A 23,246-nucleotide genomic window follows, 5' to 3' on the forward strand; every position below is an offset into this window, starting at 1 on the left:
AGAGGATGTCTTCATCGTTATGGAACGCGATCAAATGACCCCACTGGTACACATCAGACAGCACCTCAATGAGACCAGTAACCTACCCCTGTACCAGCGACTGCAACGCGCGTTGCGCTCGGCGATCGAGCAGCATCTGCTCAAGCCGGAGGACGCGCTGCCGGCCGAGCGCCAGCTGGCCGCCGACCTGGAGATCTCGCGCATCACCGTGCGCAAGGCCATCGACGGCCTGGTGAGCGAAGGGGTGCTGGTGCGCCGTCCCGGCTCCGGGAATTTCATCAACACCCGCATCGAAAAGAACTTCGCCAAGCTGACCTCCTTTTCCGAGGACATGCGGGCGCGCGGCCGCACGCCGCGCAGCGTGTGGCTGAAGCGCTCGGAGGGCACGGTGACGCCGGACGAGGCGATGCGGCTGCGGCTCAGCCCCGGCTCCAAGGTGTACCGCTTCAACCGCATGCGCTACGCCGACGACGTGCCGATGTGCCTGGAGTACGCGACCATCGTGGCGTCCTGCCTGCCGTCGCTGGACGCGGTCGACCTGTCGATGTATGACGCGCTGGAAAAATCCGGCAACCGTCCGGTGCGGGCTTTGCAGCGCCTGTCCGCGCTGCTGCTCAACGCCGAACAGGCCACGCTGCTGCAGGCGAAGGAGGGCGACGCCGGCCTCGCGGTGGAGCGGCTGGGCTTTTTGCGCGACGGCCGCGCCGTCGAATTTTGCCGCTCCTACTTCCGGGGCGATATGTATGACTTTGTGGCGGAACTGAATGCAAACTAATTTACGCAAGTGCGTGCTGGCGGCCGCCATCGCGGCCATCGCCGGCGCGCTGCCGGCCGCCGCGTCGGAAGTGGTCGGCTACTACCCGGGCTGGAAGTCGGACGCCTTCGCCGTCACCGCCGCCAATGTCGACGCGGGCCGGCTGACGATGGCGCTGTACGCCTTCGTCGATGTCTGCTGGGACGGCAAGCATGGCAATCCCGAACCGACGGTGAACTACGTCGCGCCATGCCAGGAGCCGCTGAACGGCGCGCTGGCCTTGCGCGACGAGGCGGCCGACGGCGCCAACCTGCGCGCGCTGGTGGCGCTGAAGCAGCGGCATCCGGACTTTAAAGTGGTGGTGTCGGTCGGCGGGTGGGATTGGTCAAACCGGTTTTCCAACGTCGCCGATTCGGCCGAGGCGCGCGCCAACTTTGTCGCCTCGTCGCTGCGGCTGATGCGCCGCTATGGGCTGGACGGCATCGACATCGACTGGGAATATCCGACCGAAGCCGGCGTGCCTTGCGTGGCGGGCGAAACCTGCGCGCGGCCGCAGGACAAGCGGAACTTCATCACGCTGGCGCGCGCGCTGCGCGCCGCCTTCGACGCGGCCGGTAAGCAAGACCGCAAGCACTACGCGATCACCATCGCCGCCGGCGGCAACGCCAACTACATCAACGACGCCGGCAGCAGCGCTTGGATCAAGGAACTGTCGCGCAGCCTGGATTGGATCAACATCATGGCCTACGACTTCCATATGCCATGGGAGAAGCACAACGGCCACCACGCCGCGCTGTACGCCGATGCCAGGGATCCGGTGACCGCCAGCGCTTTCTATTCGTCGGGTGCGGTCCAGCGCTACCTGAAGGCCGGGATCGCGGCCGACAAGCTGGTGCTGGGCGTGCCGTTCTACGGCTATGGATGGAAGGGCTGCGCGCCCGGCCCGGATGGCGACGGCCAGTACCAGGCCTGCGACGGCGGCGCGAGCGGCGGCGTCAATGGCGGCAACGCGTATGGCTTCAGCCATCTGCTGAAGCAGGGCATGCTGACGCCGGCCTTCGAAGGCGGCGCGGGCTACCGGCGCTACTGGAACGCATCGGCGCGGGTGCCGTACCTGTACAACGCCGAGGAGAAAATCTGGATCAGCTACGAGGACCAGGCGTCGTTGCAGGAGAAGGCGCGCTACATCAAGCGGCAGGGCTTGCGCGGCGCGATGTTCTGGGAGCTCAGCGCCGACGGCGAACACCAGCTGCTGCGCACCTTGTCGGACGCGATGCGTCCATAAAAAAAGCCGGCTCGAGAGCCGGCTTTTCGATTACTTCGCCGCAGCGGCGGCTGGTGCGGCCGCAGGCGGGTTCTGGTACATGATCCAGTAACGGGCGATGTCGCCACGGCCGTCGTTGCCGGTGATGGTTTCCAGCAGCTTGATCGACTCATCCTTCTTGCCGGCCATGGCCAGGGCGTAGCCCAGGCGCAGCTTGGCGTCGTCGGGGTTCTTCGACACGCCTTTGGCGATACCTTGCTTCATCAGGTCCACGCCCTTGTCGAACTGGCCGAGGGTGATGTAGTTGTAGCCCAGGTTGACCAGGCCGACTCCGTCCTTCGACTTCTGCGCGGCGGCGACGCCGGAATCGATGTTCTTCGCATCGTCGGCGGCGCCCTTGTTGGCGCTGTCGCGGATCTTCTGCAGCGCGACCTTGTCCTTGCCGGCCGGGATACCGCTTGGGAAGCCCTTGTCCATCGCGATCTTGGCTTCGCTGAAGAAGCCGCCCAGCACAGCCAGTTCGGCTTGTTCGGCGTAGTCCTCAGGTTCCATCTTGGTCGGCACGGCGACGGCTTTCAGGCGCACCAGGTCCAGGTCCAGGCGCTGCGAGTAGGTCTTCTTGCCACGGGTGCGGTTCAGCAGGTCGTTCCAGTAGTCCGGGGTCGGGTAGTAGCGGGTCAGCTCTTCGACGGCCACCAGATACAGGTCGGTGTCCTTGGTCTTGATGCCGACGTTGCCCAGCAGGTTCAGCTCATCCTTCGGCGGCGCGATGCCGGATTTTTTCGCCGCTTCGATATCCTTCAGCACTTCGGTCTTGGCGCTGGCGAAATCGTCCTTCAGGAAGTAGGAGCGCACGATGTACTGGCGCTGCTTGGCGGTGTCGCCCGACTCGGTGCCGTAGCGGTTGAACCAGACGATGGCCTTGTCGTAGTCCTTCAGGTTACCGTAGTACATGCCGGCGATGGCGTCGATGAAGCGCAGTTTGTCTTCAGGCTTGAGGCGGCCCGATTCGATCATCGCTTCCAGCGCCTTGATGGTCATCTCGTTGTTGCCCGAAGCCTGGCCCACTTGCACGCGCATCTGATTCAGTACGAAGGTTTCGTAGGGCGTCAGGTTCGGCATGGCCGCGGCGGTGTCGATGCGGGTCTGGAATTCGGTGTAGTTCTTGGCGGCCAGCAGTTCCTTGGTTTGCGCCGGATCGATCAACTTGTAGATTTCCGGACGCACGGCGTCTTTCGGTGCTTCCGCAGCTGGCTTTTCTTTTTCCGCGGCATGGGCGGCGGACATACCCAGCATGGCTGGAGCGGCGTTCAGGCCAATGGCGGCCAGGAGCAGGCTAATACGAGCAAGACGAATGTGGGACATGGGTATCCTTCAATCAAACAAATTAGACGGGCGGCGCGTGGGCCTTCCCGTCACGATAGTGTAAACCCGCGTATTGTTACACAAAACCGGGCAAAACTCCGAATTCAAGCGTGTGCTCGTCGGTGGCCGAGGGCTTGGCCGTCGGCGTTAAATATCAGGCAACGCGATGCGGGCAAGTGAATGCGCGCGCGGCTGCCTGCGTGCAGCGGCGGCGCTTCGGCGGTCTGCTTCACGGCGATCATCTCCGGCACGCCGTCCAGCGTGGCGTAGACGATGGACAGGTCGCCCAGGTATTCGACGTGGCCGACGCCGGCGTCGATGACATTGTCGGCTTGGCCCGGCGCGGCGATGGCCAGGTGCTCGGCGCGCACGCCCAGCGTGATCCGGTCGCCGGCGCGCGGGCCGGTCGCCGCGTCCACCGCCGCCACGACGATCGCGCCGCCGGGCAAGCGCACGCGCACCGCGCCGTCGTCCGCCGCGACCACTTCGCCGGGAATGAAGTTCATCTTCGGCGTGCCGAGGAAACCGGCCACGAACAGATTGGCCGGATGGTTGTACAGCTCATGCGGCGTGCCGACCTGCTCGACGCGGCCGCCGTTGAAGACCGCTATGCGCTGACCCAGCGTCATCGCCTCCACCTGATCGTGGGTGACGTAGATCATGGTGGTGCCAAGCTCCTTGTGCAGGCGGCTGATCTCGACCCGCATCTGCACCCGCAGACTGGCGTCCAGGTTGGATAGCGGCTCGTCGAACAGGAACACCTCCGGCGTGCGCACGATGGCGCGGCCGATGGCGACGCGCTGGCGCTGGCCGCCGGACAGCTCCTTCGGCCGGCGCTTGAGCAGCGGCGCGATCTGCAGGATCCCGGCGGCGCGTTCGACCGCCGTCCGCACCTCGTCCGGCTTGCTGCCGGCCAGCTTGAGCGCGAACGCCATGTTCTCGTAGACCGTCATGTGCGGGTACAGCGCATACGACTGGAACACCATCGCCAGCTTGCGCTGCGCCGGCGCGACGTCGTTGGCCAGCATGCCGCCGATGTGCAGCGCGCCGCCGCTGATGGCCTCCAGGCCGGCGATCATGCGCAGCAGCGTGGACTTGCCGCAGCCGGACGGGCCGACGAAGACCATGAACTCGCCGTCGGCGATATCGAGGTCGACGCCGTGGATGACCGGGGTTTTATCGTAGTGCTTGACGATGCCCTGCAGGCTGACGCTCGCCATGCGCTCAGCCCACGTGCGCGGTTTGCACCGCCGCGTGTTCCTGCTCTTCCGGTTGCGGGCGCGCCGCCATCGGGATGATCTGCGACAGCACCGCGACCGGGATCGCGCACAGCATGACCCAGATGAAGAAGTGCTGGTAGCCGAGCGCGATCTGGATGTCGCCGCTGAACAGCTTGAACAGCACGAAGCCCAGCTGCATGATGCCGGTGGCGAAGGCGTAGTGCGCGGTCTGGTATTTGCCCGGCGCGACCACCTGCATCATGTACAGGATCAGGCCGACGAAGCCGAAGCCGTAGCCGAACATCTCGACGCTGAGCGCGGCGCCGATGACGGTCAGGTCGGTCGGCTGGAAGTGGGACAGCAGATAGAACGCCAGATTCGGCAGGTTGACCGCGAGGATCAGCCACAGGATGGCGCGCTTGAGGCTGAGCCACGAGGTGAAGTAGCCGCCGGCGATGCTGCCGACGATGAAGGCCACGGTGCCGACGGTGCCGTAGACCGCGCCCACTTCGGCGGTCGACAGGCCAAGGCCGCCGAGGTTGCGCGCCTCGCGCAGGAACAGCGGGCCGATCGACTGCACCTGCGCCTCGCCGGCGCGGAACAGGATGATGAACAGGATCGAGATCCAGATGCCGGGCTTCCTGAAGAATTCGACGATCACTTCCCACAGCGTGCGGGCGATGGCGGAGGCGTTGGTGTCTTCGGTGACGGCGTTCTTCGCCAGCGGCAGCGCCCAGCTGTTGTACAGGCCAAGGCCGATCATGATCGCGGCCAGGATGCAGAAGCAGATGGTCCACGCCGGCACCACGCCGAGCGTCTTCTCGAAGTGCCCGGCCAGCAGCAGCAGGCCGCCGGTGGTGAAGAATTTGCCGGCGTTGAAGAAGGTGCCGGTCCAGCCGGCGTATTGCGCCTGCTGTTTTTCATCCAGGCTGGTGATGTACAGGCCGTCGCACGCGATGTCGTGCGTCGCCGCCGAGATGCCGACCAGGGCCAGCATCGCCATCGAGGCGGCGAACCAGAACGGCGCCTGCAACGCCAGCGCGACGCCGCCCAGGCACAAGCCGCCGAGGATCTGGAAGCCGACCACAACCAGCTTCTTGCTGCTGGCCAGTTCCAGGAAGGGACTCCACAAAGGCTTGAACACCCAGGCGAAGCCGATCAGGGCGGTCCAGTGATTCAGCTCGTCGTTGGGCACACCCATGCTCTTCAACATCTGGTTGGCGACGATGGCCACCGCGAAGAAGGGCAGGCCTTGCGCCAGGTACAGGCTGGGCACCCAGAATTTCGGGTTGCGGATGTCAGGTCGGTTCATGTGGAGTCTCCGTCGTTCTTTTTATTTGAAGCCGGGTACCGGCGCGTTGCCGGCCGCTTCCAGCTCGCCGGACAGCCAGCCGTTGATCGCGTCCAGCGCCGGCTTGGCGAAGCCGTAGGTCATCAGCGCGGGCGCCTGGATGTCGAGCGCCTGGTACGGATTCCACAACGCCAGGTGCAGGTCGGGGCGCCAGGTGGCGCGCGCGTGCTCGCCGTAGCGCAGGCGCGAGGTCGAGGCCAGCACGGTGAAGCGGCCGTCCTGCGGCAGCGCGCTCCAGTCGAAGGTGTCGGCGTCGGCGAAGGTCACCAGCTCGACGTCGTACAGGCGGCGCAGCGATGCCGCCACCTGCTCGGCCGGCACGCCGGCTTCCGAGACGCCGTCGCTGACCACGTCCTGGCGCACCACCAGGCGCACGTTGGCTCCCTTGGCCGGACGTTGCGGCGCGCCGTGCGCGGTCAGGCCGCGACGCCAGCCTTCGGCCATCACTTCACGGTCGGCGGCGTCTTCCTTGTAGGAGCGCGGTTTGCATGGATAGGCCTTGGCCAGCGCGGCCAGGCGGTCGAGGCGGATCTGGATTTCCTCCTGCGACAACTCGCCGGCGGCCAGCGCGGCGGCGATCGAGTTCAGCGTCTCTTCCTGGGTTTCGGTGGTGCCCAGCGCCATGACCATGTCGGCGCCGGCGGTCAACGCGCGCACCGCCGCGTTGCCGACGCCATAGCGGCCGGCGATGGCGTGCATGTCCATGCCGTCGGTGATGACGATGCCCTTGTATTTCCACTCATCGCGCAGCAGGCCGGTGAGGATGCGGCGCGACATGGTGGCCGGATTGTCCGGGTCCAAGGTCGGGTAGACGATGTGCGCGGTCATCATCGCCGGCGCGGAGGCGCTGGCGATGCGGAACGGCGCCAGTTCCAGGAGGTCGAGTTCTTCGATTGGCTTGTTCACGGTCGGCAGGTCGCGGTGCGAATCGACGTTGGTGTCGCCGTGGCCGGGGAAGTGCTTGACACAGCAGGCCACGCCTTCGGCATGGCTGCCGGCCATCCACGCCATCGCCAGTTCGGCGGCGCGCTTCGGCTCGGCGCCGAAGGAGCGTTCGGCGATGACCGGGTTGTCCGGGTTGTTGTTCAGGTCCAGTACCGGCGCGAAGTTCCAGTTGAAGCCCAGCGCCTTGACCGCGCGCGCGACGGCGGCGCCGGTGCGGTGGGCCAGGTCGGTGTCGTCGGCAGCGCCGAGGCCCATCGCTGCCGGCGGCGCCGGCACCCAGGTCGAGCGCACCACGGCGCCGCCTTCCTGGTCGATGGCGATCAGCGATTCCGGGCCCATGACGGCGCGCAGGTCGGCGGTCAGCTTGGCCAGCTGCTCGGAGTCGGTCATATTCCCACGGAACAGGCAGACGGCGCGGATGCTGTTCGCTTTCAGGAACTCCGCCGTGGCGGCATCGAGCACGGTGCCGGGGAAGCGGATCATGATGAGTTGGCCGGCTACTTTTCTGAGGTCGTTTTGAGTTGTCATTTCACTGCTCCGTCCATGCCGCGCATGAAGAATCGTTGGGTAAATAAGAAGGCTGCCAGCGTGGGCAGGATGGTGAGCACGGTGCCGGCGGCGATCACGCGCGTGCTGCTGCCGAAGGTGCCGCGCAAATACAGCACGCCGACCGACAGCGGAAACTCATCCGGCTTGCTCATGACGATCGAGGGCCAGATATATTCGTTCCAGGCTTCGACCGCTGTCAAGATGCCGACCGTGGCGAGCCAGGGGGCGATCAGCGGCAGCATGATCTTGCTGAAGATGGTCCATTCGGAGGCGCCGTCGACGCGCGCGGCGTCGATCAGGTCTTGCGGCACTTCTTCGAACGCTTGCTTGAGCAGCAGGATCGCGACCGCCGTGACGACGTTGGGCAGGATCACGCCGGTGTAGGTGTCGACCAGGCTGAGTTTCGTCACGGTGATGAAGTTGACCAGGAAGTTGACTTCGGACGGCAGCACCAGCGTGGCGAGGATCAGGCCGAACACCAGCTTGCGGCCTTTGAAGTGCATGCGCGCCAGCGGGTAGGCGGCGGCGGAGCACAGCGCCAGTTTCCAGAACACGGTGCAGACGGCGATCAGGACCGAGTTGCGGAAGAAGGACCAGATCGGGATGGCGTTGAACACTTCGATGAAATTCTCGAACGATGGCTGCCTGGGCCAGAAGGTCGGCGGGAAGGCGAAGATGTTGCCTTCGGTGGATAGCGCGGTGACCAGCGTCCACCAGAACGGGAACACGCAGACCACGGCGATGGCGCACAGCAGCAGGTAGTGGGTGAGTGTCTTCATCATCGGTGCTTCGGCTTGATGTAGCGCAGGCAGAGCAGGGCGATGCCGATGCAGAAGATCGACATCACGAAGCTGGCGGCCAGCGCGCGCGGCAGCTTCAGGTGCTTGAGGCCCTGGTCGTAGGCGTAATACAGGCCGGTGAAAGTGGAGTTCATCGGGCCGCCCTGGGTCAGCACGTCGACTTCCTGGTAGGCTTTCAAGGCGGCCAGCACGGAGAGGACGGTACAGATCATGATCGTGGGGCGCAGCATCGGCACGGTGATTTTCCAGAAGCGCTGCCAGCGGTTGGCGCCGTCGAGGATGGCGGCTTCCTGCATGTCGGCGGGGACGGCTTGCAGGGCGGCGAGATACATCACCATGTACCAGCCCAGCCCGCGCCACAGCGTGACGAACATGATGGCGAACAGGGCGAGGTTGTCGTTGGAGAGCCAGCCGACCGGGGCGCCGACCAGCTTGAGGGTCATCAGCACGTAATTGAGCGCGCCCTGTTCGTGGAACATGAAGCCCCACATGATGCCGACCACCGAGACCGTGGTCACGACCGGGACGTAGAAGGCGGCGCGGAAGTAGCGGATCCCGGGCAGCTGGTTGTTGACCAGCACCGCGAGGCTCAGGGCGCCGATCTGCACGAAGGGCACCATCAGCAGGAACAGCAGCGAGTTTTTCAGGCCGGTGGTGAACATCTCGTTGTCGAAGATGTAGCGGAAGTTATCCAGGCCGACCCAGTGCGTTTCGCGTATCAGGCTGTAGTCGGTGAAGGCCAGCAGCGAGCCGAAGGCCACCGGCCAGAAGGAGAATACGGCCAGCAGCGCCAACGCCGGGGCGAGGAATAGCCAGGCCGTCAGGTTCACACGGCGTGCGTGCGATGGCGCCGCAGCCGGCGCCGGCGTCGACGCGGACGAGATGGCGAGCGGGCCTGCCGGCGCGGCGGAGAAAGAGGCGAGCGGCTGCGCGACCGGCGGTGGCGCGGATGTCGGTGCGTCGGCGCTGGTCGGGGCGCGCGGGGCGGCGGCCGACGGGGCGCCAGCTGGCGCGGCGGCGAGCGGCGCGGTACTGGCGGGGCTGGCGTGGTCGGTGCGCATATTAATGGCTCCGCTGCGCGGCGAGCTTTTTGTTCCAGATCGCGACCGCCTGGTCCAGCGCCTGCTTGATGTCCTGCTTGCCGGTGACGCCGGCTTCGACCGCCTTCACCAGGTAGCGTCGCAGTTCGTCATAGTCGGTGATGCCGGCCACGTACAGCGTGTGCGAATGCGGCATCGACACCGCGCCCGCCGATACGGCTTTCTCCGCCGCGCCGGCGCCCGGCGGCACGGTGGTGAAGAACGGGTCGTTGGCCGCCTGCGCCATCGCCGGGTACACGCTGGCCTGTTTGGCGAAGGTCAGCTGGTTGGCGTCGTTGGTCAGGTAGCGCGCGAATTTGCCGACCGCCGGCATCAGCTTCGCATCCACATTCTTCGGCACCGCGAAGTGCACCAGCCAGCCGCCGTCGGCGATGCCGGTCGGACCCAGCGGCGCCGGAGCGACGTCGGTGATGGTGTAGATATCCTTGGCGTCGCTCTGGATGCGCTTGACCGCAGTCGGCGGCGCCAGCAGCATGCCGAGGCGGCCGCCCTTGTAGGCGTCGATCGCGGCCGGGAAGTTATCCTCGGCGAACAGCGCGTCCTTCAGCAGGCCGCCGGCCTTGTAGGTTTCGGCCAGCTTGGCGATCAGCGCGATGTGCGCCGGCGAGTTGAAGACCGCCTTGCCATCCTTGATCACGGCCAGTCCCTGCTGCATCATCAGGCCGTCGATCTTGGACAGCGCGGGACACAGGCCCGCCTTGCCGGTGCGCGCGGCGATCTGGCGGGCGAACAGCAGCTGCTCGTCAAGATCGCGCGGCGCGTGCGGGATGGCGGCGGCTTTGAAAATCTGCGTGTTGTAGGCGATGACGGCGACGTTGCTGTACATCGGGAAGCCGTAGGTCTTGCCGTTGAAGGTCAGGTCTTCCAGTGTGCTGGCGAGGTAGCGTGGGCGGGCGTCGCCGAGCAGGGCGTCGACCGGGGCGAGCAGGCCGTCGCGGGCGAATTCGTCGGCCCAGGGCACGTTCAGGTTGACCAGCGCCGGCGGCGTGCCGGCGACGATGCGCGTCACCAGTTTGGTCTGGATGATGTCCCATGGGAAGTCGACCCATTCCACCTTGACGCCCGGGTTGCCGGCTTCGTAGTTCTTCACCAGCGTCTCGAAGTAGGGCGTGAACTTGGGCTTCATGCTGAAGGTCCAGAATTCGATTTTTTGCGGGGCTGCGGTTGCAGGGTTCGCGAAGAGCGCCGCTAGCGCAAGCAGCCACCCCGCACGGCGGCATACCGGGGTCAGACCCCGTACGGGGTCTGACCCCTTCGGCTTGCGGGGTAGGCGCGGCTCAATCACGGACTTAGTTGGTCTTGGTGACTTTGCTGAGGTGGCGCGGCGCGTCCGGGTCCATGCCGCGCGCGGCCGACAGCTGCGCCGCCATCACGTAGAACGCCTGGATCGCGACAATCGGATCCAGATCCGGCGTCGCCGCAACCGGCAAGGTCAGATCGCGATCGGCCACGTCCGCCGGCGCCGCCAGCAGCACGCGCGCGCCACGGCCGCGCATCTCGGTCGCCAGCTGCAGCAGGCTCGCCTGCGTCGCACCGCGCGTGGCGAAGATCACCAGCGGATAGCCTTCTTCGATCAGCGCCATCGGACCATGCTTGATCTCCGCACCGCTGAACGCCTCCGCCTGCAAGGCCGAAGTCTCCTTGAACTTCAACGAAGCCTCCAGCGCCACCGGGAAGCTGATGCCGCGACCCACCACCATGATGTTGCGGGCCGGCGCCAGCACCTCGATCGCCTTCGACCAGTCTTCGGAGGTGGCGGCGCGCAGCGAGTCCGGCAGCGCTTCCAGGCCTTCCAGCAGCTCCGGATCGTTCTGCCACGCCGCAACCAGACGCGCGCCCGCCACCATGCTGGTGATGAAGCTCTTGGTCGCGGCCACGCTCAGCTCTTTGCCGGCGCGCAGCGGCATCGCCCACTCGGCGGCGTGCGCCAGCGGCGAATCGATGTCGTTGACCAGCGCGATGGTGGTGGCGCCGCCGTCGCGGAAGTATTTAATCGGCTCGACCACGTCCGGACTCTGGCCCGATTGCGAGATCGAGATCGCCAGCGTGTCGCGGGTGATCAGCGGCGATTTGTTCAAGGTTACCAGCGACATCGGCAGCGACGCCACCACGCGGCCCAGGCGGGCCATGATCAGATAGGCGGCGTAGGCGCAGGCGTGGTCGGAGCTGCCGCGCGCGATGGTCAGCGCGGTCGAGAAGGAAGTGCTCCTCAATTTGCGGCCCAGCTCCGCGTAACGGTCTCCGTCCTGCGACAGTTGCGTGGCGACGCATTCAGCGGCGGACAGGGCTTCTTTCAACATCATTGAGGTCACAACAATTCTCCTTCGATATAAACGGCTTTGAGATTCAGGTCACGGTCGAGCACCACGAAGTCGGCGTAGGCGCCGGGGGCGAGGCGGCCCCGCTCTTGCAGGCCGAGATAATCGGCCGCATAGGTTGAGACCCGTGCCGAGGCATCCGCCAGATCGAGGCCGAGTCCGACCAGATTGCGCAGCGCCTGGTCCATGGTGAGGGTGCTGCCGGCCAGCGTGCCGTCGGGTAGGCGCACGCCGCCCATGCATTTCATGACGGTATGGCGGCCCAGCATATACTCGCCGTCCGGCATGCCGGTGGCGGAAGTCGAATCGGTGACGCAATACAGTTGCGGAATGCAGCGCAGCGCGGTCCTGATGGCGCCGGGGTGCACGTGCAGCAGGTCGGGAATGAATTCGGCGTACTGCGCGTGCGCCAGCGCGGCGCCGACCATGCCAGGTTCGCGGTGATGCAGGCCGGTCATGGCGTTGAACAGATGGGTGAAGCCGTGCGCGCCGTGCTCCAGCGCGGCCACGCCGTCTTCGTAGGTGCCGAGCGTGTGGCCGATCTGCACCCGCATGCCGGCGTCCGACAGCTCGCGCACCAGTTCCAGGTGGCCTTCGATTTCCGGCGCGACGGTGATCAATTTCAGCGGCGCCAGCTCTTCCAGTTTCTGCACGTCGGCCAGTTTGGCCGAGCGCGCGTAGGGCGGCTGCGCACCGAGCTTGCCGGAGTTGATGAACGGACCTTCGAGGTGGGCGCCGAGCACGCGCGCTTCGCCTTTGCCACGTTGTGCGGCGGCCAGGCCGATGCCCTTCAGGGCGAGGTCGATGTCCTCCGGCGGCGCCGTCATCGTGGTCGCCAGCATGCTGGTGGTGCCGTGCCGGGCGTGGATCGCGGCGATAGTGCGGACCGCGTCGCCGCCCTCCATCACGTCCTTGCCGCCGCCGCCGTGCACGTGCAGGTCGATAAACCCAGGCAGGATATAGACTTCTTCATTCAGCGCGGGATCGACGCTGCTGCCGTGGATGGCCGCGACGCGCTCGCTGAAAGTGATCTCACCGCGGATCCAGCCCGCCGATGTCAGGATATTGCCTTTGATTGCATCGCTCATCTGCGCGACTCCGCTACGAATTCATAATAATCACTGCGGCAATACGAGTGGGTCAGTTCCACCGCTGCGCCGTTGTCGAGATAACTGACGCGGGTGATGTGCAGCATCGCGGCACCCGCAGGTATGTTGGCCAGGCGCGCTTGCTCCACGCTGGCGTTGACGGCGCGGATATGCTGCAGCGCGCGCATCGGGATGGTGCCGTTGGCTTCCAGGTAGCCGTACAGCGAATCGGTGACGCTGTGCGGATTCGGCATGTACTGCGCCGGGATGGTGGTGGTTTCGATCGCCATCACCACATCGTCGGCGGTGCGCAGGCGCTTCAGGCGCGCCACCGGCATGTTGGGCGACAGGCCGAGCGACAGCAGCTCGACCGGCGAGGCGATGCCGATGTCGCGCTGCAGCCAGCGCGAGCCGGCGGTGAAGCCGCGCTCGCGCAGCTCTTCGGAAAAGCTGGTCAGGCGCGACAGCGGCTGTTCCAGCTTCGGCGTGATGTAGGTGCCGGAGCCGCGCTTGCGGGTCAGCATGCCGCGCTCGCACAGCATGTCGATCGCCTTGCGCGCGGTGACGCGCGAGATGTTGAGCATGTCCGACAGCACGCGCTCGGACGGCAAAGCCTCGTTGGCGCGCCAGTCGCCGCCGGCGATCCCGTCGGACAGCTTGTTCGCAAGCTGCATGTACAACGGGGTATCGCTGTCGGCATCCGGCCTGAAATCGCTCAACTGGGCTAGCACGGGCTACTCCTTCAAACGTTGTTGGATCAGGCGCAGCGCGCCGGCGGCCGAGTCGCCTTGCGGCGTGACGATGCGCTTCAACATCGAGACCGGCATGTAGGGACGCAGCGGCGCGGCCAGGCCGCCGCACAGGGCGATCGGCAGCGTGCCGCTGGTATCGAGCGCGTTGGCCATGATCTCCACTTCGCGGCCCGCTTCGAGCAGGATCAGGCGCGCGGTCTCATTGGTCTCGCCGTGCTGCAGGACGATGCGCGCCAGTTGCGCGTAATTGGTCTGGGTGGCCTTGGCCAGCCAGTTCTGGATCGCGTCGCGCTCGCCGCCGCAGGCGTCGGCGACGTCGTCGGCGAAGGGGGTGGGCGGCATGCGGCCGTCGATCACCTGCTGCACGTGGTTGACCGCGCGCAGTCCCATCCAGGCGCCGCTGGCTTCGTCGCCGGCCGGGAAGCCCCAGCCGCCGACTTCCATGTGGCGGCCGTCGGCCAGCTTGATCTCGCCGACGCTGCCGGTGCCCAGCGCGATGATCGCGCCCGGTTCACCGCGATGCGCGCCGAGCACGGTGGTGTGGCCGTCGCTTTCCAGCGCGACCCTGGCGTAGCCGGGATTGGCGGCGACGAATTCGGCCGCCCATTGTTTGTTGTGCACGCCGGCCAGTCCGAGGCCGATGGCGATAGTCTCCCTGGCCGGGACCTCCAGTCCGGCGGCGCGGAACGCCTTGCCGGCGGCGTCTTCGACCGCCGCCCAGGCGTTGCCGATGCCGTGCAGCAGGCCGGACGGACCGCCGCTGCCTTCCGCCAGTTCCACGCCGTCGGCGCGCGCCAGGCGTGCCCGGGTGCCGCTACCGCCGCCGTCTACGCCGATTAGAAATTCGATCATGGGTGTGTGAATGCTGAGCCGGGATTCCCCGTGTTGAGGGGCACTATATGGTTGGCAAACCAGCTTGTCAACAGGTATTTAACTGGTATTGAAAAATATTGAAGTGGACTGGCGTTGTCGACTTTGAATGTATTTTCAAGTGATTGTTTTTATTGAATATTGTTGAATTATGCGGTGGCCGGGCGGGTGTCGCATTTGCATGCCACTTTGGTCTGGTTTTGGTAGGGGAGAGGCCGATGCGGTACACTACGGCTTTAGTGCAATGATGAAAGCAGATGATGAACGAGTATTGGGACGACTGGCAGCGTGAGGCGCTGGCGGCGGGTGTGAAGCCGGCTTTGGCGAAGCTGGGGATGGAAGTGATGAAGACCCACAAGAAGAATCGCTGGCCGAAGCACTTCCTGGGCCGCATGGACGATGGTCCGATGATGATCGAGATGTGCCTGGAAGAGCCGGATGAGACGGAGCTGCTGTTTATCGAGAATCTGCATCCCTACGATGAGAAGCTGATCGCGGCGACCAAGAAGCGCTTGTGCTTCGATTGATGTGAAAACGGGGCCATCGGCCCCGTTATGTTTAGTTGCCGCCGCGTTCGCGGCTGCCTTTGCGTTCGTAGGTGACCAGGCGCTTGCCGTTGGCGACCGTGGCGTTGCCCGAGCCGTGCACGCTGATCTGCGTTTGCGCCGCCGACAATTGCTCACCGCGCAGGCTGCCGCTGCCGGAGACGTCCGCGCTCAGGCTGGCGGTGCTGCCCGATAAATCCATATCCCCCGATCCGCTCAACACCGCGCGCACCGTTTGCGCCTGCAGGCCGCGCACCGTCAGGTCGCCGGAGCTGTGCACCTCGGCGTCGAGTTTCTTGATGGTGCCGGACAGGCAGGCTTCGCCGGAGCCATGCAGCTGCGCGCTGGCCGATTCCACCTGCAGCGAACAGGCGTCGAGGTCGCCCGAGCTGTGCAGCTGGGCGCGGATGTCCTGCGCCGTGCCTTGCAGCCGCACCGAGCCGGAGCCGTGCAGCGAGGCGTTGACGCGGCCGCCGTGCAGGTCGCCCACGTCCAGGTCGCCCGAGCCGTTGACGCGCAGGTTCAGGTCTTGCGTGACCGGGCCGGCGTCGACGTCGCCGGAGCCGCTCATCCACAGTTGCAGGTTGGCGGTCTTCAGCGCGCGTAGGTTCAGGTCGCCGCTGCCGTTGGCGGTCACCGTCAGTTCGCGCACGGTGCCGCCGGCGGTCAGGTCGCCCGAGCCGTCGGAGGTGATGACCAGCGCCTGGCCCTGGAATTGTTGCAGGTCGACGTCGCCGCTGCCGGCGTTGCGCAGGTTCTTCAGGCCGGCGGCGCCGATGCGGATCGTCAGTGGGGGATTGCTTTCCTTGCTCCAGCCGAAGTTGATGTTCCAGCCGTCTTTCTGGCGCGGCTTGCGGATGGTCAGCGTGTCGCCGCTGACCGAGGTTTCGATGTCGGCGAACTGGCGGCGCAGGCCGGACAGTTCCACCGTGTTGCCCTGCGGCGTGATGATCACGCGGTACGGCACCATGATGTTGATGGCGCTGAACGGCGTCACGGTGCGGTTCTCGGTGGCGATGGTGTTGTCCTGCTTGCCGTCGGCGGCGTGGGCGTAGCTGGCGGCCAGCAAGGTGCAAGCCAGTGCCGCGTGTTTGATCGTCTGCTTCATATTGGTCTCGATTGTAGGGAAGTGGCGAGGAGTGAACGATATGACAAAACCCGCCGCCCGACGCGCGGAATCGGATGGACGCGCGGATGCGTGGGATAAGCTGCAAAAAACCGCTACTGAGCCGCGTTCAACTTTGCCGGCGAGTAGCCGTTATTGATTGTGTGGCCCGGTTGCCGCCGTAATGTCATAATGGGCCCATCAATGGATAGCCAGGCAACACCTGCGCAGTAAAAGGAGCGCACATGATTAAATACATGGGGACGAAAAACACGAATGACGGCTCGGTGCTGTACGTTTTTTTGATTAATGGCTTGCAAAAAGAAATTCGGGAAAGTTCGTTGAAACAATATCCGGGCTGTTACGAGGCGCTGCCGGCCACGGCCAAGGCGCGCATCAGCGCCAACCGGTCCTGGCTGTCGAAACTATAATGCGCCGGCGCGGAAGCTGGCTGGGCGTCGCGCTGGCGTTCGCTTGCGGCGGCGCGGCGGCGCAGGCGGTGCCGACCACCTTCGGCACCATCGTCGGCAACGGCCTGCTTTGCCGCGATCAGACCGACAATTTCTATTACTACGATTATTTCTCGAAGCACTTCGGCGCCGCCTACAAGCACGAGGGCGGGGCGTATTGGTTCCGCACCGCCGGGGCGTCGCTGTGGAATACGCAGATCTCGGAAGTGATGGTCAGCGACGACACCAGCCCCTACATCTTCGTCGGCGCGGTGGCCGAGTCGACCCCCGAGGAGCTGGAGAAGGCGATCATCAGCCAGGTCGGTATCCGTTACACCCGCATCGACACTTCCGCCTTCCCGGTGCGCGAGGCCAAGCCGGCCAGCCGCATCGTGTATTTCGATACCAAATCCAAGATTTACTGCGCAAAGTTCAAGCCGATGCCGCCGGTTCAGCCGCCGGCGCTGCGACAACGGCTAAAATAGGGTACGCGCACACCCAAGGTATTCATGTACACGCATTTTTTCAGCCTGAAACAATCGCCGTTCTCCATCGCGCCGGATCCGCGCTACCTGTTCATGAGCGAACGCCATCGCGAGGCGTTGGCGCATTTGCTGTTCGGCATCGGCAGCGGCGGCGGCTTCGTGTTGCTGACCGGCGAGATCGGGGCGGGCAAGACTACCGTCTGCCGCTGCTTCATGGAGCAGATTCCCGACAACTGCAAGCTGGCTTACATCTTCAATCCGAAGTTGTCGGTGGAGGAGTTGCTGCTGTCGATCTGCGACGAGTTCGGCATCGCGCTGCCGCCGCAGGGGGCGGGGGCGGTCAGCGTCAAGGGCTATGTGGATGCGATCAACGCGTATCTGCTGGCCAGCCATGCGCAGGCCAAGAACAATGTGTTGATCATCGACGAGGCGCAGAACCTGTCGGCCGAGGTGCTGGAACAGCTGCGCTTGCTGACCAACCTGGAGACCAGCGAGCGCAAGCTGTTGCAGATCATCCTGATCGGTCAGCCGGAGCTGCGCACGATGCTGGCGCGGCCGGAGCTGGAGCAGTTGGCGCAGCGGGTGATCGCGCGCTATCACCTGGGATCGCTGTCGGAGGCGGAGACCGGGACCTATATCGAGCATCGGCTGGCGGTCGCGGGCGCGACGGCGATCGTGCCGTTTCCGCGTCGCTTGATGGGACTGGTGCATGGTTTGACCAAGGGCGTGCCGCGCCGGATCAATCTGCTGTGCGACCGGGCGTTGCTGGGGGCGTATGTGGAGAACCAGCCGCAGGTCACGCGCAATATTTTGCGCAAGGCGGCGGCGGAGGTGTTCACCGGCGCCGAGGCGACGGCGGGCGGGCCGGGCGCGGGCTTCGGCGGCGCGCAGCGCTGGCCGCTGGTGGCGGCGGGCGTGGTCGGCGGCGTGGTGGTCAGCGCGCTGGCCTGGCAGCTGCTGTCGCGCGATGCGAAGCCGGTGGTGGCCAATGCGCAGGCGGCGGTGGCCGGCGCTGCGGCGCCTGCTTTCGCGCCTGCTCCGGCGCCTGCTCCGTCGACCGCTGCGCCGGCGAGCGGGGCGGCGGGGCGGGGCGCGGCGCTGGTTGCGGCCGGGACGACGTCCGCGGCGGGCACCGCTTCGGCGCTTGCCGCGGCGGGGACGACGCCGGCATCGGCCGCCGAGGTCAGGCCGTCGCCGACGGATAGCGCCGCCGCGTTGCGCCAGTTGGCCGCGATGTGGGGCTTGGCGCTGCCGGACGGCGATCCTTGCGCCAGCGCGGCGCGCGCCAACTTGCGCTGCCTGCAGACCAAGGGCGGCATCGAGGAATTGCGCCAGCTGGATCGTCCGGCCATGCTGAGGCTGCACGACGATCCGGTCGCCGCCAACTATGTGTTGCTGACCGCGCTGGACGACAAGCAGGCGACCATCGTTGCGGCCGGCGGCAAGCCGCAGAAGGTCGGCGTGGAAGCCTTGTCGGCGCGGCTGGATGGCGAGTTCACCACGTTCTGGCGCGCGCCGCGCAGCTGGCGCGACGAGGTTCGCAGCGGGGATCAGGGCCCGGATGTCGATTGGCTGGCCAGGCGCTTGTCGCAAATCTATGACTTGAAGAAACCTCAGGAGAACCAGCCGTTGGACGCTGCCTTGCGCAAGCGGCTGATCGAGTTCCAGGGCGCGCAGAATCTGAAGGCGGACGGCGTGGCCGGACCGAAGACTTTTATCCGTCTGTATCAATTGGGCGGCGTGCAGGAACCGCGCTTGCAGTGACGGCTGGCATTTTCCTCAACCGATTTCGTTTTTGATTGCAGCTATGTCTTATATTTTGGAAGCTCTGAAGAAGGCGCAGGCGGAACGCCAGCTTGGCAGTTCCCCCACGCTGCACGCGCCGACGCTGCAATCGGCGGAGCAGGCGTCGTCCAGCGGTCGTCTCAAGGCGCCGATGGTGCTGGCGCTGCTGGGCATGGCCGCCGTGATCGGCGTGCTGTTGACGCTGGTGTTGCGCGGTGGCGAATCGGCCGATCCCGCGACGCCCCCGGCGCCGGTCGCCGTGGCCCCGGCGCCGCAACCGGCCGCCGCCACCACCGCGCCCGTGGGCGCCGCCGCCACGCCGGCAGCGCAAGCCGCTGCCGTGACGGAGCCGACTCCGCTGCCGGCGCCGGTCGCCGATTTGCCACCGTCGGTCGCCCAGTTGGCCAGGGCGGCCGCGCCGGCGGCGCAGGCCAAGCCGCCGTCGCAACCGCAAACGCCGGCCGCGTCCGCCTCGCCGGCGCAAGCCCAAGCGGCCGGCGCACCGTCTGGCGCATCGGCCAAACCCGCCGCGCCGGAGGAGCCGGTGATGAATTTGCGCGACCTGCCGGAACCGATCCAGCGTTCGATCCCGCAAGTGGCGGTCGGCGGCTACATCTATTCCAAGAATCCCGCCGACCGTCTTTTGCTGATCGACAAGGTGCTGCGGCACGAAGGCGAGGAAGTCGCCCCCGGCCTGACGCTGGAAAAACTGCAGCCGAAAGAGGCGGTGTTCAACTTCAAAGGCTATCGCTACCGGGTTCCGTACTGAGTTGTCATTCGCCTGTCACGTGGCGATGATATTTTCTTATCATTGAAATCAATGCATGGGAAATATCATGAAACATTTGAAATTGTTGCCCCTCCTGATCGCCGCCGCCTTTTGCATGCCGCGCGCGCAAGCGGCTGCCGTCGATGCCGCCGCCCAGCTGGAGCCGAGCAGTTATGGCATCGCGCTGATCTGCATCGGCCTGGTGGCGCTGGCCGCCGCCGGCCACAACCGTCCGGCGAGCTTCAAACACGACAACTAAAACTGGCCACTACGCCGTCAAATGTTGCTGCGTATAATGGCGGGCAACATGACAGGCGCAAAGGGGTCAGGCAATGCATCAAGAAAGTCCAGTGCAGGCAGGTAATGTCCTGGGGATCGTCGGGACGTCGGGCAGCGGCAAGACCACGTTGCTGGAGTTTCTGATCGCCCAGTTGGCGGCGCAGGGCCTCAAGGTCAACGTCATCAAGCACAGCCACCACGACCTGGAGCTGGAGCCGCCGCGCAAGGATAGCGCCCGTCTGCGCATGGCCGGCGCGGCCGAAGTCATGGTGGCGTCGCCGTTCCGGGTGGCGATCATCCGCGAGCTGCGCGGCGCGCCCGAGCCGTCGCTGGACGAGCAATTGTCGCGCTTGTCGCCGGCCGACCTGACCTTGCTGGAAGGGTTTAAATCCTACCCCATCGACAAGCTGGAAGTGTACCGGGTCGAGTCCGGCCGCGATCCGCTGTATCCGCACGATGCCCACGTGGTCGCGGTGGCCTCCGATCAGCCGCCGCCGCCGGGCCTGCGCGCCGGCCTGACCTGGCTCGACCTGAACCAGCCGGAGGCGGTGCTGGCCTGGTTGCGCGGTCATCTGAAAAAATATTCATCCAACGCCTAAAGTTACTTTCAGAACGTCCGTAAATAAGGGATACGCCTTAAAGGAGGATCACATGGACGTTACAGGTATTGCTCAAGCAGCAACGACAATCGCGGACACCGGCACCAAGCAGGCAGTCGGCATTGCTGTGTTGAAAAAAGCCCAGGATATCCAGGCCTCCAGCGCCTCGGCCCTGATCGAGGCGATTCCACCGGTGCCGTCGGCGCCGAATCTGCCCGCGCACCTCGGTAACCGCATCAACACCACCGCTTAAGCATCGCGCTGGCGGTTCTCCGCTTCTCCGGCTGCCGCTTCGGCGCGGCGCCGGTCCGCTGCGCGTTCGCGCGGCTTTTCTTTCCACACAACAAGCAGGTGCGTCGCGGCGTTATTGCTGGTACGCTGCGTTTGCTCGTCCAGACATTACTCAACCTTCGAGGAGACTCACCATGAATAAACGTCAAGCCCTGATCGCCGCCGCCCTGGTCACCGTCTGCGCCGCCGGCGCCGGTTCGGCCGCTGCCGCCGACGACAAGGAAAAATGCTACGGCATCGCCAAGGCCGGCCAGAACGATTGCGCGGCCGCCAACGGTGCGCACTCGTGCTCCGGCCAGGCCAAGACCGACAACGGCGCGGCCGAGTGGAAATACGTCGCCAAGGGCACTTGCGAGAAGGCCGGCGGCAAGACCGCGCCTCCAGCCAAGTAATCGCCGTCGCCGGTCGCGGGGTCATGTCGTCGTCGTCGCGCTTGCCGCAGTCCGGGCTGGGCGTCGGCGTCGGCTTGCGGGCGCCGCATTACCGGCGGTTTGTCGAGCAGCGGCCGCGCGCCGCCTGGCTCGAAGTGCATACCGAAAATTATCTCGATCAAGCCGGCTGGGACTGGCACGTGCTGCAGCAATTGCGGCGCGATTATCCGATCAGCCTGCACGGCGTCGGCCTGGGACTGGGCTCGGCGCGTGGGTTTTCCGAACAGCATCTGGAACGCGTGCGGGCGCTGGTGCGCAGCGTCGAGCCGGCGCTGGTGTCGGAGCATCTGTGCTGGGGCGCCGTGGGCGACCGTCAGCTCAATGATTTGTTGCCGATCTCGCTGGACGGCGCGGCGCTGGATTTGCTGAGCGCGCGCGTCGGCCGGGTGCAGGAGGTGCTGGGGCGGCAGATTTTGCTGGAGAATGTCTCCAGCTATGTGCGTTTTCAGGCGGATGCCATGAGCGAGACCGAGTTCATGGCGGCGCTGGCGGCGCGCACCGGTTGCGGGCTGCTGTTGGATATCAATAATTTGTACGTCAATCAGCGCAACCATGGCGAGGATGCGTTGGCGGCGATCGCTGCGATCCGGCCGGGAACGGTCGGGGAGTTGCATCTGGCCGGGCATCTGGAGACGCCGCTGGCGGTGATCGATCATCACGGCGATGCGGTGGCGGAGCCGGTGTGGCGCTTGTACGAGGCGGCGTTGCAGCGATTCGGGCCGCTGCCGACCTTGATCGAGTGGGATACCGATATTCCGCCGTTGGAGGTGCTGCTGGGCGAGGCCGGCAAGGCGGACGTGCTGCATGCGCGCCACGTTGCGCGCGCCGCCGCGCCGCGGGTTACGTCAGCGCCGTCCGCCGTCGCGCCATCCGCGGCCATCGCGGGCGGTGCGGCAGAGCTTGGGCGTGGCGCGGACGAGGCGGGTGCAGCGGCGCTGGCCGCCGGCCAGCAGCTGTTCGCCGATGCGTTGTTCGACGCGGGGCGGGCTGCGCCGGCGCTGGCGCAATTCAAGGGAGCGACGGCGGCGCGGCGCTTCGACCTGTATCGCGGCAACCAGAGCGCGACCTGGGCCAAGACGCTGGCCAACGCTTATCCAGTGGTGCTGGCGCTGGTCGGCGAGGACTTCTTCGGCGGGCTGGCGCAAGCCTTCGGCCGCGCCCATCCGTCCGACAGCGCCGACTTGAACCACTTCGGCGCGCGCTTCGCCGCCTTCCTGCAAGACTTCCCGCACGTGGCCGATTATCCCTACCTGCCCGACATGGCGCGGCTGGAGTGGGCGCTGCATCGCGCGCACTACGCGCCCTGGGCGGACGGCGTGACAGCCCAGCAGATCGCCGCCTTGCCGCCGGACCAGATCGAGACGGCGCGGCTGCGGCTGCATCCTGCGTGCCGGCTGCTGGCCTCGGAGTGGGCGGTGATTCCATTGTGGCAGGCGCACCAGCCGGACAGCGGCGTCGCTTTCCCGGCGCAGATGGCGGCGCCCAGCCACGGCCTGGTGGCGCGTCCGCGCTGGAAGACGGAACTGGTGGCGCTGGCGCACGCCGGCCACGCGGCGTTGTCGGTGCTGGAGCGGGGAGAGAACTTCGGCGCCGCGCTGGACGCGGCCTTCGACATCGATGAGGACTTCGACGTCGCCGGCAACCTTCAGCTGTGGCTGGGCCACGCCGTGATCGCCGGGATCGAGGCTTGATCAGGTTTCGGGATTGAAGGCGCGCAGCATCTTGGCCTCGCCGGTCAGATCGCGGTGCAGGCGGTTGGCGACGGCGGTGAGTTCGATCATGCGGTCGATATGCGCGTCTTCGAAACGCGCCAGTTCCTCGGTGGCGGTCAGCAGCGCCTGCGCCAGCTTGGCGCGCGCGACCTGATAGCTGACACCATTGTATTGATGCGTATTCTTCAGCAGCTCTTCCGCGTTCTCGATGACTTGCCGCAAGTCATCGAGCAGCCGCTCTTGGGTCGTGCTGCCTGGTTCATGACCGTCCATGACGTCCCCCTAAAAACTGGTTTGAAAAAGCCGGGTGGCGGGCTATCCCAATATAGCGATGGCGTCGCGCGCCGGATTGCGGATTGTCAATCGCGAGCCCGGCACAGTGCGGCTGCTGTGTCAGCTTAGCCTATTATTGCCTAAATG

General features: G+C 65.8%; 25 protein-coding genes. 12 read left to right on the forward strand and 13 right to left on the reverse strand.

All coding sequences use genetic code 11. The features are described from left to right. Positions 1-34 precede the first annotated feature (34 nt). Positions 35-775, forward strand: coding sequence for a GntR family transcriptional regulator (locus tag GW587_RS26060; RefSeq protein WP_166107825.1), 741 nt, complete (start codon positions 35-37; stop codon positions 773-775). Further along, positions 765-2,039 (forward strand): glycoside hydrolase family 18 protein, encoded by a 1,275-nt coding sequence (locus GW587_RS26065; protein ID WP_166107826.1) that lies wholly within the window; start codon positions 765-767, stop codon positions 2,037-2,039. Before GW587_RS26060 ends, GW587_RS26065 begins: the two co-directional genes overlap by 11 nt. A 30-nt stretch (positions 2,040-2,069) precedes the next feature. Here the strand turns inward: GW587_RS26065 and GW587_RS26070 are convergent, their stop codons facing one another. The 11 genes from GW587_RS26070 to GW587_RS26120 form a co-directional block, all read right to left on the reverse strand. Further along, positions 2,070-3,383: a tetratricopeptide repeat protein gene (locus GW587_RS26070; protein ID WP_166107827.1), complete on the reverse strand. Its 1,314-nt coding sequence runs from the start codon at positions 3,381-3,383 to the stop codon at positions 2,070-2,072. Positions 3,384-3,487: 104 nt separating this feature from the next. Next, complete coding sequence (locus GW587_RS26075) at positions 3,488-4,603, reverse strand: ABC transporter ATP-binding protein (RefSeq protein WP_166107828.1); 1,116 nt, start codon at positions 4,601-4,603, stop codon at positions 3,488-3,490. A 4-nt stretch (positions 4,604-4,607) separates the two neighbouring features. Further along, entirely contained in the window at positions 4,608-5,915 is a 1,308-nt protein-coding gene (locus tag GW587_RS26080) for an MFS transporter (RefSeq protein ID WP_166107829.1), read from the reverse strand. Positions 5,916-5,936: 21 nt separating this feature from the next. Continuing rightward, a complete protein-coding gene (gene nagZ / locus GW587_RS26085; protein WP_166107830.1) occupies positions 5,937-7,427 on the reverse strand; it encodes a beta-N-acetylhexosaminidase in 1,491 nt (496 codons plus the stop codon). Beyond that, complete coding sequence (locus GW587_RS26090) at positions 7,424-8,230, reverse strand: carbohydrate ABC transporter permease (RefSeq protein ID WP_166107831.1); 807 nt, start codon at positions 8,228-8,230, stop codon at positions 7,424-7,426. The genes nagZ and GW587_RS26090 overlap by 4 nt, the downstream gene beginning before the upstream one ends. Next, positions 8,227-9,309, reverse strand: coding sequence for a carbohydrate ABC transporter permease (locus GW587_RS26095; protein ID WP_229259664.1), 1,083 nt, complete (start codon positions 9,307-9,309; stop codon positions 8,227-8,229). The genes GW587_RS26090 and GW587_RS26095 overlap by 4 nt, the downstream gene beginning before the upstream one ends. Before the next feature lies 1 nt (position 9,310). Continuing rightward, complete coding sequence (locus GW587_RS26100; protein ID WP_229259665.1) at positions 9,311-10,474, reverse strand: ABC transporter substrate-binding protein; 1,164 nt, start codon at positions 10,472-10,474, stop codon at positions 9,311-9,313. A gap of 163 nt (positions 10,475-10,637) precedes the next feature. Next, positions 10,638-11,651 carry an SIS domain-containing protein gene (locus GW587_RS26105; protein WP_166107944.1) on the reverse strand — a complete coding sequence of 338 codons (1,014 nt, stop codon included), beginning with the start codon at positions 11,649-11,651 and terminating at the stop codon, positions 10,638-10,640. 5 nt (positions 11,652-11,656) lie between these two features. Continuing rightward, entirely contained in the window at positions 11,657-12,754 is a 1,098-nt protein-coding gene (gene nagA / locus GW587_RS26110) for an N-acetylglucosamine-6-phosphate deacetylase (RefSeq protein WP_166107832.1), read from the reverse strand. Then, complete coding sequence (locus tag GW587_RS26115; protein WP_371875653.1) at positions 12,751-13,485, reverse strand: GntR family transcriptional regulator; 735 nt, start codon at positions 13,483-13,485, stop codon at positions 12,751-12,753. Before GW587_RS26115 ends, nagA begins: the two co-directional genes overlap by 4 nt. 3 nt (positions 13,486-13,488) lie before the next feature. Then, positions 13,489-14,358 (reverse strand): glucosamine kinase nucleotide-binding domain-containing protein, encoded by an 870-nt coding sequence (locus GW587_RS26120; protein WP_166107833.1) that lies wholly within the window; start codon positions 14,356-14,358, stop codon positions 13,489-13,491. Positions 14,359-14,633: 275 nt separating this feature from the next. Between GW587_RS26120 and GW587_RS26125 the strand changes: the two genes are divergently transcribed. Further along, positions 14,634-14,903 carry a hypothetical protein gene (locus GW587_RS26125; protein ID WP_166107834.1) on the forward strand — a complete coding sequence of 90 codons (270 nt, stop codon included), beginning with the start codon at positions 14,634-14,636 and terminating at the stop codon, positions 14,901-14,903. A 31-nt stretch (positions 14,904-14,934) separates the two neighbouring features. Here GW587_RS26125 and GW587_RS26130 read toward each other — a convergent pair whose 3' ends face one another. Beyond that, complete coding sequence (locus GW587_RS26130; RefSeq protein WP_166107835.1) at positions 14,935-16,029, reverse strand: GIN domain-containing protein; 1,095 nt, start codon at positions 16,027-16,029, stop codon at positions 14,935-14,937. Between the two features lie 242 nt (positions 16,030-16,271). Here GW587_RS26130 and GW587_RS26135 point away from each other — a divergent pair, with 242 nt between their 5' ends. From GW587_RS26135 to bufB, 9 genes are all read left to right on the forward strand, one after another. After that, on the forward strand, positions 16,272-16,457 hold the full coding sequence (locus GW587_RS26135; protein WP_166107836.1) for a hypothetical protein: 186 nt from the start codon (positions 16,272-16,274) through the stop codon (positions 16,455-16,457). After that, positions 16,457-16,960, forward strand: a complete 504-nt coding sequence (locus GW587_RS26140) for a hypothetical protein (protein ID WP_229259666.1) — start codon at positions 16,457-16,459, stop codon at positions 16,958-16,960. The genes GW587_RS26135 and GW587_RS26140 overlap by 1 nt, the downstream gene beginning before the upstream one ends. Positions 16,961-16,984: 24 nt before the next feature. After that, positions 16,985-18,724, forward strand: a complete 1,740-nt coding sequence (locus GW587_RS26145; RefSeq protein ID WP_166107837.1) for an ExeA family protein — start codon at positions 16,985-16,987, stop codon at positions 18,722-18,724. A 43-nt stretch (positions 18,725-18,767) separates the two neighbouring features. Then, positions 18,768-19,514 (forward strand): general secretion pathway protein GspB, encoded by a 747-nt coding sequence (locus GW587_RS26150; protein ID WP_166107838.1) that lies wholly within the window; start codon positions 18,768-18,770, stop codon positions 19,512-19,514. 67 nt (positions 19,515-19,581) lie between these two features. Further along, on the forward strand, positions 19,582-19,773 hold the full coding sequence (locus GW587_RS26155; RefSeq protein ID WP_166107839.1) for a hypothetical protein: 192 nt from the start codon (positions 19,582-19,584) through the stop codon (positions 19,771-19,773). Positions 19,774-19,846: 73 nt separating this feature from the next. After that, positions 19,847-20,392 carry a molybdopterin-guanine dinucleotide biosynthesis protein B gene (mobB, locus tag GW587_RS26160; protein ID WP_166107840.1) on the forward strand — a complete coding sequence of 182 codons (546 nt, stop codon included), beginning with the start codon at positions 19,847-19,849 and terminating at the stop codon, positions 20,390-20,392. 52 nt (positions 20,393-20,444) lie between these two features. Then, positions 20,445-20,645, forward strand: coding sequence for a YjfB family protein (locus GW587_RS26165; protein ID WP_166107841.1), 201 nt, complete (start codon positions 20,445-20,447; stop codon positions 20,643-20,645). A gap of 172 nt (positions 20,646-20,817) precedes the next feature. Then, positions 20,818-21,075 carry a BufA1 family periplasmic bufferin-type metallophore gene (locus GW587_RS26170; RefSeq protein ID WP_166107842.1) on the forward strand — a complete coding sequence of 86 codons (258 nt, stop codon included), beginning with the start codon at positions 20,818-20,820 and terminating at the stop codon, positions 21,073-21,075. A gap of 23 nt (positions 21,076-21,098) precedes the next feature. Then, on the forward strand, positions 21,099-22,805 hold the full coding sequence (gene bufB / locus GW587_RS26175; RefSeq protein WP_166107843.1) for an MNIO family bufferin maturase: 1,707 nt from the start codon (positions 21,099-21,101) through the stop codon (positions 22,803-22,805). Here the strand turns inward: bufB and GW587_RS26180 are convergent, their stop codons facing one another. Beyond that, on the reverse strand, positions 22,806-23,099 hold the full coding sequence (locus GW587_RS26180) for a DUF883 family protein (protein ID WP_166107844.1): 294 nt from the start codon (positions 23,097-23,099) through the stop codon (positions 22,806-22,808). Positions 23,100-23,246 lie beyond the last annotated feature (147 nt).

It is taken from the genome of Duganella aceris (genome assembly GCF_011090165.1).
Classification (GTDB): Bacteria; Pseudomonadota; Gammaproteobacteria; order Burkholderiales; family Burkholderiaceae_D; genus Rugamonas; species Rugamonas aceris.

What these genes read in the sequence shown, in the direction of transcription:
- GW587_RS26060 (WP_166107825.1), top strand. Translation starts at nt 35, where the DNA reads ATGACCCCACTGGTACACATCAGACAGCACCTCAATGAGACCAGTAAC.
- GW587_RS26065 (WP_166107826.1), top strand. Translation starts at nt 765, where the DNA reads ATGCAAACTAATTTACGCAAGTGCGTGCTGGCGGCCGCCATCGCGGCC.
- GW587_RS26070 (WP_166107827.1), bottom strand. Translation starts at nt 3,383, where the DNA reads ATGTCCCACATTCGTCTTGCTCGTATTAGCCTGCTCCTGGCCGCCATT.
- GW587_RS26075 (WP_166107828.1), bottom strand. Translation starts at nt 4,603, where the DNA reads ATGGCGAGCGTCAGCCTGCAGGGCATCGTCAAGCACTACGATAAAACC.
- GW587_RS26080 (WP_166107829.1), bottom strand. Translation starts at nt 5,915, where the DNA reads ATGAACCGACCTGACATCCGCAACCCGAAATTCTGGGTGCCCAGCCTG.
- nagZ (WP_166107830.1), bottom strand. Translation starts at nt 7,427, where the DNA reads ATGACAACTCAAAACGACCTCAGAAAAGTAGCCGGCCAACTCATCATG.
- GW587_RS26090 (WP_166107831.1), bottom strand. Translation starts at nt 8,230, where the DNA reads ATGATGAAGACACTCACCCACTACCTGCTGCTGTGCGCCATCGCCGTG.
- GW587_RS26095 (WP_229259664.1), bottom strand. Translation starts at nt 9,309, where the DNA reads ATGCGCACCGACCACGCCAGCCCCGCCAGTACCGCGCCGCTCGCCGCC.
- GW587_RS26100 (WP_229259665.1), bottom strand. Translation starts at nt 10,474, where the DNA reads ATGAAGCCCAAGTTCACGCCCTACTTCGAGACGCTGGTGAAGAACTAC.
- GW587_RS26105 (WP_166107944.1), bottom strand. Translation starts at nt 11,651, where the DNA reads ATGATGTTGAAAGAAGCCCTGTCCGCCGCTGAATGCGTCGCCACGCAA.
- nagA (WP_166107832.1), bottom strand. Translation starts at nt 12,754, where the DNA reads ATGAGCGATGCAATCAAAGGCAATATCCTGACATCGGCGGGCTGGATC.
- GW587_RS26120 (WP_166107833.1), bottom strand. Translation starts at nt 14,358, where the DNA reads ATGATCGAATTTCTAATCGGCGTAGACGGCGGCGGTAGCGGCACCCGG.
- GW587_RS26125 (WP_166107834.1), top strand. Translation starts at nt 14,634, where the DNA reads ATGATGAACGAGTATTGGGACGACTGGCAGCGTGAGGCGCTGGCGGCG.
- GW587_RS26130 (WP_166107835.1), bottom strand. Translation starts at nt 16,029, where the DNA reads ATGAAGCAGACGATCAAACACGCGGCACTGGCTTGCACCTTGCTGGCC.
- GW587_RS26135 (WP_166107836.1), top strand. Translation starts at nt 16,272, where the DNA reads ATGATTAAATACATGGGGACGAAAAACACGAATGACGGCTCGGTGCTG.
- GW587_RS26140 (WP_229259666.1), top strand. Translation starts at nt 16,457, where the DNA reads ATGCGCCGGCGCGGAAGCTGGCTGGGCGTCGCGCTGGCGTTCGCTTGC.
- GW587_RS26145 (WP_166107837.1), top strand. Translation starts at nt 16,985, where the DNA reads ATGTACACGCATTTTTTCAGCCTGAAACAATCGCCGTTCTCCATCGCG.
- GW587_RS26150 (WP_166107838.1), top strand. Translation starts at nt 18,768, where the DNA reads ATGTCTTATATTTTGGAAGCTCTGAAGAAGGCGCAGGCGGAACGCCAG.
- GW587_RS26155 (WP_166107839.1), top strand. Translation starts at nt 19,582, where the DNA reads ATGAAACATTTGAAATTGTTGCCCCTCCTGATCGCCGCCGCCTTTTGC.
- mobB (WP_166107840.1), top strand. Translation starts at nt 19,847, where the DNA reads ATGCATCAAGAAAGTCCAGTGCAGGCAGGTAATGTCCTGGGGATCGTC.
- GW587_RS26165 (WP_166107841.1), top strand. Translation starts at nt 20,445, where the DNA reads ATGGACGTTACAGGTATTGCTCAAGCAGCAACGACAATCGCGGACACC.
- GW587_RS26170 (WP_166107842.1), top strand. Translation starts at nt 20,818, where the DNA reads ATGAATAAACGTCAAGCCCTGATCGCCGCCGCCCTGGTCACCGTCTGC.
- bufB (WP_166107843.1), top strand. Translation starts at nt 21,099, where the DNA reads ATGTCGTCGTCGTCGCGCTTGCCGCAGTCCGGGCTGGGCGTCGGCGTC.
- GW587_RS26180 (WP_166107844.1), bottom strand. Translation starts at nt 23,099, where the DNA reads ATGGACGGTCATGAACCAGGCAGCACGACCCAAGAGCGGCTGCTCGAT.